Here is an 8,715-nt window from a genome sequence, read left to right as displayed (position 1 = left end):
TCTGTGATAATGTCATCTGAAAAATTCTTGTAAGTTTGTTTTTAACGAAGTAGGACTTTTACCCGCAAGACGAGAGTGAAAATTCTCGCAGTTTGAGCGACATATAAGTTGTGAAGAGGAGTGGAAGTTATTTTCCATTCTCTCTAAAAGATACAGATTCCATGGCTTTCTAAGGAAACAGCAGGGAAAGAATTGAGCCAGTCGGGAAGAAGAAATAAAAGGTTGGGAGTGAGATTCTCTTTCGCTGAGAAGGATGAAATAAAAAAGCAAGAACTACCGGGAAAGACGTTTTTTCTCTCCCAGTATAAAAAAAGACCTCTTTATAAACCCGGCAATAAGGGGAAACCGATCCCTTATAACCTAATTTCTTTTTTGCTACCCCTGAATGGTCCTATCACCTTTTTGTTCGCCACCCCGGCAACTTTCGAGCCGTTTTTAGCCTGCCCCTGAATGGTTTTGTCATCCCATTGTCTGTCACCCCTGAATGTCTCTGCGAGAGGTCCACAGTATTCAAGAATATTTGGATGCTTGATAAAAGACTTCAGGCATGGCAGAGAAGGCGGGTTTCCCGCTAAATTTCAGGAATGACGGACTCTGAGCTATAATAGGGAAGAAAAGCTTCCTCTTATAATCCTCCGAAAGACAATAATATAAAAAAACAAAAAATGTAAAAAGCAAAGCCTGCGGAGGAAGAAAAGCATCTTTTTCAGTCATGGAAATAGACAGTTTACGACGTAGGTGTAAGACGTAAAAAATAAAGGCAGAATAAAAAACAAAAGTTAGCTGAGGGGAAAACTGAGGAATAAAAAGTATCCCTCACTGAGATGATCCGAATTTTTTACCCAACGTAACCGGCTTTCAAATCTTGAGTGGTTTAGCATGCTTTGCGGGATATTATAAAAAAGGAAAAAAAATAGACGGAAGCAATTTTCTACCGGTGGTTTTTGACAGAGAGAATAAGCATTTGCTATAATGGTGTGACTCTAAAGTAGAGGTGATATAAAGCCATGAAAAAAGGAATTCATCCCGAATATAAAGAAACTCGAGTAATTTGTGCCTGCGGTAACACTTTTGTTACCCGTTCCACCAGATTCCCTGAAATCAAGGTGGAAATTTGCTCTAAATGCCATCCTTTCTTTACCGGACAACAGAAGTTAGTAGATACTGCAGGGAGAGTAGAGAAATTCCGTAATAAATATGGAGATAATTATTAATTTCGCTTCCTCAGGTAGCTATCTTTTCTAGCTACATCATTCTGCGATGATGAAAGTAACTCTTCTGAGTTATACACCTGATCCTGAGATTACCGTTGCCTTAGCTGCTCGTACTTGTTATAGCAGCAAGCTTCCTCTTGCTATCTCAAAGGAGCGAGCGGAACACCTGATTCGGGAACTCATCGAACGAGGCCATGAATCAGTGTTAGAGCATGCTTCTTTTACTTTTGCCATTGAAGGTATATCACGGGTAACTTCTCATCAACTGGTGAGGCATCGTCTGGCTTCTTATTCTCAACAGAGCCAGCGTTATGTCTCTGTAAAAGAAGCTGATTTTATAATTCCCCCTTCTGTTGTTGAGAATTCAGAGGCTCAAGAACTATTTTGTAAAGCTATAGAGGAAAGTAAAAAAGCTTACCAGGAACTGATAAATTTGGGAATACCTCAAGAAGACGCCCGTTATATGATGGCGCAGGGTATAGCTACTAACCTGGTTCTGTCGGCTAATGCTCGGGAGCTATTGCACATCTTTCGCCTGCGGCTGTGCAATAGAGCTCAGTGGGAAATTCGAGAATTGGCTCAAAAAATGTTAGAATTAGTAAAAGATTTGGCTCCAGCAATTTTTGAATGGGCTGGACCTCCTTGTGTAGAGGGAGAGTGTCGAGAGGGAGAGAATAGTTGTGGAAAACCCTGGAAAAAAAGAGAAAAATAAAGTGAAATTCGATGTAGGAGGACAGGCTCTCATCGAGGGGGTGATGATGCGCAGTCCTTTTCGTTTAGCCACGGCGGTGCGCAAACCTAACGGTGATATTGCATTAGAGGTAAAAGAGCAAAGACCTATTGCTCAGAAATATCCTTTCTTATCCTGGCCTATAATTAGAGGAGTGGTGGGATTAATTGATTCTTTGGTAGTGGGTATCAAAGCCCTTTCTCACTCTGCTTCGCTGGCACTCGAGGAGGAAGAAGAGAAATTGAGCAGTATGGATATCGGGATTTCTATCCTTTTGGCTCTGGGAATTTTTGCCGGTTTGTTTATAGCTTTGCCTGCCTTTCTTTCTTCTTTAGTTGATCAGTTTATATCTTCTACTTTCGTTTATAACCTGGTGGAGGGATTAATTCGTATAGGGATTTTTTTAGCCTATTTATTATTAATATCCCAGATGAAAGACATCAGACGAGTGTTCGAATATCATGGAGCAGAGCATAAAGCTATTTTTACTTGGGAAAACGGTGAGGAGCTTACTCCAGAAAATGCTCGAAAGTTTACTACCCTTCATCCTCGCTGTGGAACCAACTGGTTAATTATAGTGCTGGTAATCAGTATATTTGTTTTCTCTTTTCTGGGTAGGCCAGGGCTAGTTACGAGGATAGTAAGCAGGGTATTGCTTATTCCTTTAGTAGCAGGTCTGGCTTATGAGGCGATTAAAATTTTGTCCCGGTATCAAGACAATCGCTTAGCTTATATTTTAACTTTGCCCGGTTTACTTCTGCAGCGCATTACCACTCGAGAGCCGGATGATAGTCAGCTGGAGGTGGCTTTTGCTGCTTTGAAAGGGAGTTTAGGGGAGGATAATTATGTGGCGGGAGAAAATAGGAGAGATAGTTAAGGAATATCAAGATTTGACTCAAAAAATAGCCAATCCTCAATCAATGAAGGATATGGCTACTTACCGGAGCTTAACTCAAGCTCTGGCTGAGATAGAGCCTGTAGTCGGGAAGTACGAAGAATATGAGAAAAAAGAAAGAGAGCTGGAAGAGAATCGGGAGCTTCTCCGTGTAGAAAGTGACCTGGAGCTCCGTGCTCTTTTAGAAGAAGAAATAGAGAAGTTAAAAACTTCCCTTCAAGAATTGGAAGAAGAACTCAAATTAATGCTCATCCCCCGGGACCCCCGAGATGAAAAAAACACCCTGGTGGAAATTCGAGCTGGCACAGGAGGGGAAGAAGCAGCCTTATTTGTAGCTGATCTTTTCCGAATGTACAGTCATTATGCAGAGCGCAATGGTTGGAAAGTAGAAGTAATGAGCTCTAACCCAACGGAGCTGGGGGGATTTAAGGAAATAATATTTGCTGTAGAAGGAAAAGGAGCTTATAGTAAATTTAAATTTGAAAGTGGAGTGCATCGGGTGCAGAGAGTCCCGGTAACTGAGGCAGGAGGGCGTATTCACACCTCTACGGCTACTGTGGCAGTACTTCCGGAAGCTGATGAGGTAGATGTAGAAATCAGGCCGGAAGACATACGGGTAGACGTGTATCGTTCCTCAGGTCCGGGAGGACAAAGCGTCAATACTACTGACTCTGCTGTTCGGGTTACCCATATCCCCACAGGAATGGTAGTAACTTGCCAGGATGAAAAATCCCAGCATAAAAATAAAGCTAAGGCTTTGAGAATTTTGCGTAGCCGTCTACTGGAAATGGAAAGAGAAAGCCAGAAAGAAGAAATAGACCAGGAAAGAAGAGTACAAATTGGTAGCGGGGAGCGAAGCGAAAGAATCCGCACTTATAACTTTCCTCAAAATCGGGTTACTGACCACCGAATTAACTTAACTCTTTATCGTCTGGAGTCAGTTCTGGAAGGAGAACTGGATGAAATAATCGAGGCTTTAGCGGCAGAAGAAAAAATGAGAACGCTAGAAAAAGTGAGTTAAATGCCCTCAGTTAAAGAGGTGTGGCAAGGCTTAGTAAAAGACTTAAAAGAACACTCTTTTTCTTCTCCTGCGAGAGAGGCTCGCTTGCTTTTAGCCTCTGTTTTAGAAGTAGAGCCTTCTCGAGTTTATCTTTTCTGGGATGAGGAGCTTCCCCCCCCAAAATTAACTCACCTGCACGATATTTTCAAGAAACGCTTGCAAGGCGTTCCCATCCAGTACCTTGCCGGGGAATGGGAATTCTTCTCTCTTCCTTTTCGCTTAAAAAAAGGAGTGTTTATCCCTCGTTTAGATACAGAAAGCTGGGTGGAAGAAGCTATTGTTTATCTTCGCTCCTTACCGGAAGAAAAAATAATGGTTTGCGATATGGGCTGCGGGAGTGGAGTAATTGGCATATCCTGTGCTTTCTGGGTAGAAAACCTCTATTTATATGGAGCAGATATTTCCCCGAAAGCAGTGGAGCTATCAAAGGAAAATGCTCACCTTTTAGGAGTGGAGAAAAGAAGCGTTTTTCTTCTATCTGACCTTTTTTCTGCTTTTCCCCCTGTTAAGTTTGACGTTATTCTTTCTAACCCCCCCTACGTCAGAGAGGAGGACTGGGATTCTCTATCTCCCGAAATTAGACTCTATGAACCTCGGGAGGCACTTCTTGCTGGAGAAGAAGGGCTAGATATGATAGAGAGAGTTTTAAAAGAAGGGGAGTCTTTCTTAAAAGAAGGGGGGTTATTTTTCTTAGAACATGACCCGGAGCAAAAAGAAGCCATACAAAAATTAGCTGATACTCTTTTTCTGGAATATCTACGTTCTATTCCTGACCTTTCAGGGAGAGAAAGAGCCAGTGTAATTCGGAAAAGGAGGAGTAAAAATGAAACTGCTTATAGGTAGCGACCATGGAGGTTTTGAGCTGAAAGAAGACCTCAAGATTTTTATTCAGGAGCTGGGATATGAGGTAAAAGATTACGGGACCTACGATATTCAATCTTGTGATTATCCTGATGTAGCTTTTCAGGTGGCAGAAGATGTAGCAAAAGGGGAGGGAGAAAGAGGGATTCTGGTCTGCGGAACCGGTATTGGTATGTCCATTGCTGCCAATAAAGTTAAAGGAATAAGGGCTTCACTATGCCATGATACTTTTTCCGCCCGTTTTGCCCGGGAACACAATGATGCCAATATTCTCACCTTAGGAGGAAGGGTAGTGGGGAAGGGCCTGGCTCGGGAAATCGTCCGGATATGGTTAGAGGCTAATTTTACTGGAGAAAGGCATGCTCGCCGGTTGAATAAAATAGAGGAATACGAGAAGAATGAAAGATAGACCGGATTGGGATACCTATTTTATGTCTATTGCTCATCTTGTGAGTACTCGCTCTACCTGCCTGCGCCGCCAGGTAGGGGCAGTTATGGTGAGAGACAAACAAATCTTGACTACCGGGTATAATGGAGTTCCCCGAGGGATAACCCACTGTACCCCGGAGAACTGTTTACGCAGCGTGAAAGATATTCCTTCTGGTCAACAGCAAGAATTGTGTAGAGGATTACACGCTGAGCAGAATGCTATAATACAGGCAGCCTTACATGGAGTAAGCACTAAAGACGCTACTCTGTATTGTACTCACAAACCTTGCATTTTATGTGCTAAAATGCTAATTAACGCTGGAGTAGTGAGGATAGTATATCAAGATTTCTATCCCGATCCTTTAGCTGACGAAATGTTAGAAGAAGCAGGAATAGAAATGTGCATCTGGGAGGGGCGGGTGATATCCCGTTGAAACAGGTTCTGTTTTTTAGTTTTCTATCTTGTATTTCGGCTGTGGTCGTAGTTCCCTTCGTTATCCACTTCAGTGAAAAGAAAAAATGGTTAGATATGCCGGATGGGAAGAGGAAGGTCCATGTTAAACCTGTTCCTCACCTGGGAGGAATTGCTTTATTTCTTGCTTTCTTTTTGGCTGTTTTTTTTCTCTCTCTTCTGGGTTACTTCTCTTTTCCCTTTTACCTTCTGGCAGGAGGGGGAGTTATATTTCTCACCGGTTTAATAGATGACCTTCTATTCCTACCTCCCTGGGGGAAGCTCATAGGACAAACATTAGGTGCTCTTATCCTTATTGCAGGAGGGGTTACCATTCAGTTTTTTACCCTTCCCTGGGATACAATGATTTATCTGGGCAATTGGGGTTACCCTCTGACATTACTCTGGATAGTAGGGATAACTAACGCTTTAAATCTTATCGATGGTATGGATGGCTTATCCGCTGGTATAGGAGCTATTGCTTCTTTTACCCTGGGAATCATTGCCTGGCAGGAGGGAAGAATAGAGCCAGCGGTTTTATCTTTTCTTCTTACGGGAGCTACTGTTGGATTTTTATTCTACAATTTTCCTCCAGCGAAGATTTTTCTGGGAGATAGTGGTGCACTATTTTTAGGGGGAATGCTGGCTACCATATCGGTGCAGGGAGCAGTTAAAAGTGCTGCTACTTTCACTCTGGCTATTCCCATTTTGATTTTAGGGGTTCCTATTCTGGATACTTTCTTTGCTATCATTAGGAGGAGTAAGAATCACTTACCGGTATCTTCTGCTGATCGGGGACACCTCCATCATCGTCTTTTAGAGCGGGGGTACTCCCCCCGAAGGGTGGTGGTTTTGTTCTATATAATAAGCATCTTTTTGGGGGTAATAGCTATCATTGTTAATACTTTTGTTCGAAATGGTACTTACTCTCTGCTCCTTCTGCTCCTTCTTTTTGCTCTCTTCTGGCGATGGGGGAAGAGCCTGGGAGTGTTTGATATACCAGAAGGGAAAAAAACTGTTGAAAAAAGTTAAAACTTTTTTTGTTCTGGGTACTCGCCCTGAGGTTATAAAGCTGGCTCCAGTTATTTCTTCTCTTTCCCGGGAAAAAGAATTTGAGATTAAAATCGTAAATACCGGTCAACATCGGGATATGGCTGGCTATTTTCTTCAACTTTTTGGACTTTCTCCTCACTATGATTTAGATGTTATGGCTGCTAAACAATCTCTTTTTTATCTTACCTCCCGGATTATAAAAGGGTTAGAGGGAGTTTTCTCTCAAGATAGGCCAGATTTAGTCGTAGTGCAGGGAGACACTACCAGCGCTTTTTGTGGAGCTCTTGCTGCTTTTTACGATAAAATAAACTGCGCTCATGTAGAGGCGGGCTTGCGTACCAGAGAAAAGTACAGTCCTTTCCCGGAAGAGATGAACCGCGTTTTAATCAGCAATCTTGCTGATTTACACTTTGCACCTACTCCTCACTCTCGGAAAAATCTCCTCAAGGAAGGAATAGAGGAGGAAAAAATCTACGTTACCGGTAACACTATCGTGGACGCTCTTTTCCAGGTTTTAGAGAAAAACCTGCCTTTCCAGAATGAAATTCTTCTCCGGGAGATAGGAGAGGAGGAAAATTTAAAAATAATAACAGTCACTGCTCATCGTCGAGAAAACTGGGAAGTAGGGATAGAAGAGGTCGCGAAAGCTCTCCGAACCCTGGGAGAAAGATTACCAGAGATAAAAATTTTTTTTCCTCTTCATCCCAATCCGGTGGTGAGGGATAAAATTATCCCTCTTCTCTCTACCACCTCTCAGGTTTTTCTCTTAGAACCGCTGAATTATTTTGATTTTGTCAAGCTTCTTTCCCGGAGCACTCTTTTAATCAGTGATTCAGGGGGGGTGCAGGAGGAAGCTTCGGCTCTGGGAGTACCAGTTTTAATTACTCGAGACTTTACCGAAAGGCCGGAAGTGATAGAGGCGGGTCTCGGGTATCTGGTAGGTTGTAACCAGAATGAAATCGTATCTTTAGCCACCAAGCTTTTGGAGGAAAGAGAAGAGAGGAAGAGCCGGTTGGTTTTTGGTGATGGACAGGCTTCCTCACGGATCGTCCAGATTTTGCGGCGCTTCCTGAAACTGGATTTTTCTCCCTTTGAAGAGTTTACTCCCCGATAGCTTTTTTCTGTTTTCTGAATTGGCTCCCCGGTCCAGTCAAAATCAACCTCAGGAATTTTTCTTTGAGTTTTTTAGCCCTTTTCAGCTCTTCTTGCTCTTTTATTACTAAATATTGAGTTATTTCTTTCATTATCTTGTGAGGATGCACCCCCATATTTACTGGATATTCTTGCCTAATCTTTTCTCATTCACTGTCATTGTGCTATCAGCTTTTAGAGATGCATCATAATAATATTGCGGATGTGCCCATTTTCTTATCTTTCTCCGGTCATTTTATTACTAAAGGAATTTCTCCGAGAATTTTTGAAGATGACATTATTACAGAATAGCCACACGAGACAACTTGGAGGTTTGATAAACTCTATGAATATCGTTTATAATTTGCTGCAACAAATGAAAAATCCAGAGAAAAATAAACCATCGTCAGAAGTCGATATCAAAAAAGCCAGTCAGGCAAGACTGGGTCTTTGTTCCCTTACGATCTTGTTCTTGTAAACAAGATAAAAACCGTCAAAGAACATCGCTGATATCCTGTTGATAAATACTGATCATTTTCAAATACTAATGGAAATTTAGAGACCGGAAAATCTAAACAGATCCTGTTATGTAGCCGGTTTTTCTACAAGTGTTAACGCAGGAGCCCTGAATGGAGTTAAGGAGCTTCAAAATAATCTCAACATGTCAGAGCGGTTCAGAAAATCTTTGAGCATGCCTGCAAAATTACGGGAGAACACTTAATGCATTAAGGCACGGCCTTGCAACGTGTTTACCAAAAAGCGGAGTCGATTTCATATACATTCAAGAATTATTAGGTCATAAAAATAGTAAGATAAATAACAGAAATTTATACTCAATGTTAGTGCGGAAAGCTCTGGCAAAAAAGTCTTTTAGATGGTTTAAGCCTGAGC

At 42.0% G+C, this 8,715-nt stretch carries 10 protein-coding genes; 9 read left to right on the top strand and 1 reads right to left on the bottom strand.

Annotation, left to right across the window (positions count from 1 at the left end):
• Window positions 1-1,007: 1,007 nt before the first annotated feature.
• Genes rpmE through wecB form a run of 9 tightly spaced genes read left to right on the top strand, consistent with a single transcriptional unit; the run spans window position 1,008 to window position 7,807 of the window.
• Window positions 1,008-1,214 carry a 50S ribosomal protein L31 gene (gene rpmE / locus GXZ17_RS07765; protein WP_409376722.1) on the top strand — a complete coding sequence of 69 codons (207 nt, stop codon included), beginning with the start codon at window positions 1,008-1,010 and terminating at the stop codon, window positions 1,212-1,214.
• A gap of 46 nt (window positions 1,215-1,260) precedes the next feature.
• On the top strand, window positions 1,261-1,926 hold the full coding sequence (gene thyX / locus GXZ17_RS07760; protein ID WP_409376721.1) for an FAD-dependent thymidylate synthase: 666 nt from the start codon (window positions 1,261-1,263) through the stop codon (window positions 1,924-1,926).
• Window positions 1,895-2,821, top strand: a complete 927-nt coding sequence (locus GXZ17_RS07755; protein WP_409376720.1) for a DUF1385 domain-containing protein — start codon at window positions 1,895-1,897, stop codon at window positions 2,819-2,821. The genes thyX and GXZ17_RS07755 overlap by 32 nt, the downstream gene beginning before the upstream one ends.
• The gene (gene prfA, locus GXZ17_RS07750; RefSeq protein ID WP_409376719.1) at window positions 2,790-3,860 is read left to right on the top strand and encodes a peptide chain release factor 1; all 1,071 of its coding nucleotides are present in this window, start codon (window positions 2,790-2,792) and stop codon (window positions 3,858-3,860) included. The genes GXZ17_RS07755 and prfA overlap by 32 nt, the downstream gene beginning before the upstream one ends.
• Window positions 3,861-4,742: a peptide chain release factor N(5)-glutamine methyltransferase gene (gene prmC / locus GXZ17_RS07745; RefSeq protein ID WP_409376718.1), complete on the top strand. Its 882-nt coding sequence runs from the start codon at window positions 3,861-3,863 to the stop codon at window positions 4,740-4,742. It begins immediately after the preceding gene.
• Complete coding sequence (rpiB, locus tag GXZ17_RS07740; protein WP_409376717.1) at window positions 4,723-5,169, top strand: ribose 5-phosphate isomerase B; 447 nt, start codon at window positions 4,723-4,725, stop codon at window positions 5,167-5,169. The genes prmC and rpiB overlap by 20 nt, the downstream gene beginning before the upstream one ends.
• On the top strand, window positions 5,159-5,623 hold the full coding sequence (locus GXZ17_RS07735) for a deoxycytidylate deaminase (protein ID WP_409376716.1): 465 nt from the start codon (window positions 5,159-5,161) through the stop codon (window positions 5,621-5,623). The genes rpiB and GXZ17_RS07735 overlap by 11 nt, the downstream gene beginning before the upstream one ends.
• Window positions 5,620-6,672, top strand: a complete 1,053-nt coding sequence (locus GXZ17_RS07730; RefSeq protein WP_409376715.1) for an MraY family glycosyltransferase — start codon at window positions 5,620-5,622, stop codon at window positions 6,670-6,672. The genes GXZ17_RS07735 and GXZ17_RS07730 overlap by 4 nt, the downstream gene beginning before the upstream one ends.
• A complete protein-coding gene (wecB, locus tag GXZ17_RS07725) occupies window positions 6,659-7,807 on the top strand; it encodes a non-hydrolyzing UDP-N-acetylglucosamine 2-epimerase (protein WP_409376714.1) in 1,149 nt (382 codons plus the stop codon). The genes GXZ17_RS07730 and wecB overlap by 14 nt, the downstream gene beginning before the upstream one ends.
• On the opposite strand, the gene GXZ17_RS07720 is transcribed toward wecB, so the two are convergent.
• Entirely contained in the window at window positions 7,794-7,937 is a 144-nt protein-coding gene (locus tag GXZ17_RS07720) for a hypothetical protein (protein ID WP_409376713.1), read from the bottom strand. The genes wecB and GXZ17_RS07720 overlap by 14 nt on opposite strands.
• Window positions 7,938-8,715 lie beyond the last annotated feature (778 nt).

The organism is Candidatus Sordicultor fermentans, assembly GCF_012728195.1.
GTDB lineage: Bacteria > Atribacterota > Atribacteria > Atribacterales > Caldatribacteriaceae > Sordicultor > Sordicultor fermentans.
This window is presented reverse-complemented; position numbering and strand designations above follow the sequence as displayed.

Excerpts from the sequence above, each read along its gene's own strand:
- rpmE (WP_409376722.1), top strand. The coding sequence starts at position 1,008 with ATGAAAAAAGGAATTCATCCCGAATATAAAGAAACTCGAGTAATTTGT.
- thyX (WP_409376721.1), top strand. The coding sequence starts at position 1,261 with ATGATGAAAGTAACTCTTCTGAGTTATACACCTGATCCTGAGATTACC.
- prfA (WP_409376719.1), top strand. The coding sequence starts at position 2,790 with ATGTGGCGGGAGAAAATAGGAGAGATAGTTAAGGAATATCAAGATTTG.
- prmC (WP_409376718.1), top strand. The coding sequence starts at position 3,861 with ATGCCCTCAGTTAAAGAGGTGTGGCAAGGCTTAGTAAAAGACTTAAAA.
- rpiB (WP_409376717.1), top strand. The coding sequence starts at position 4,723 with ATGAAACTGCTTATAGGTAGCGACCATGGAGGTTTTGAGCTGAAAGAA.
- GXZ17_RS07735 (WP_409376716.1), top strand. The coding sequence starts at position 5,159 with ATGAAAGATAGACCGGATTGGGATACCTATTTTATGTCTATTGCTCAT.
- GXZ17_RS07720 (WP_409376713.1), bottom strand. The coding sequence starts at position 7,937 with ATGAAAGAAATAACTCAATATTTAGTAATAAAAGAGCAAGAAGAGCTG.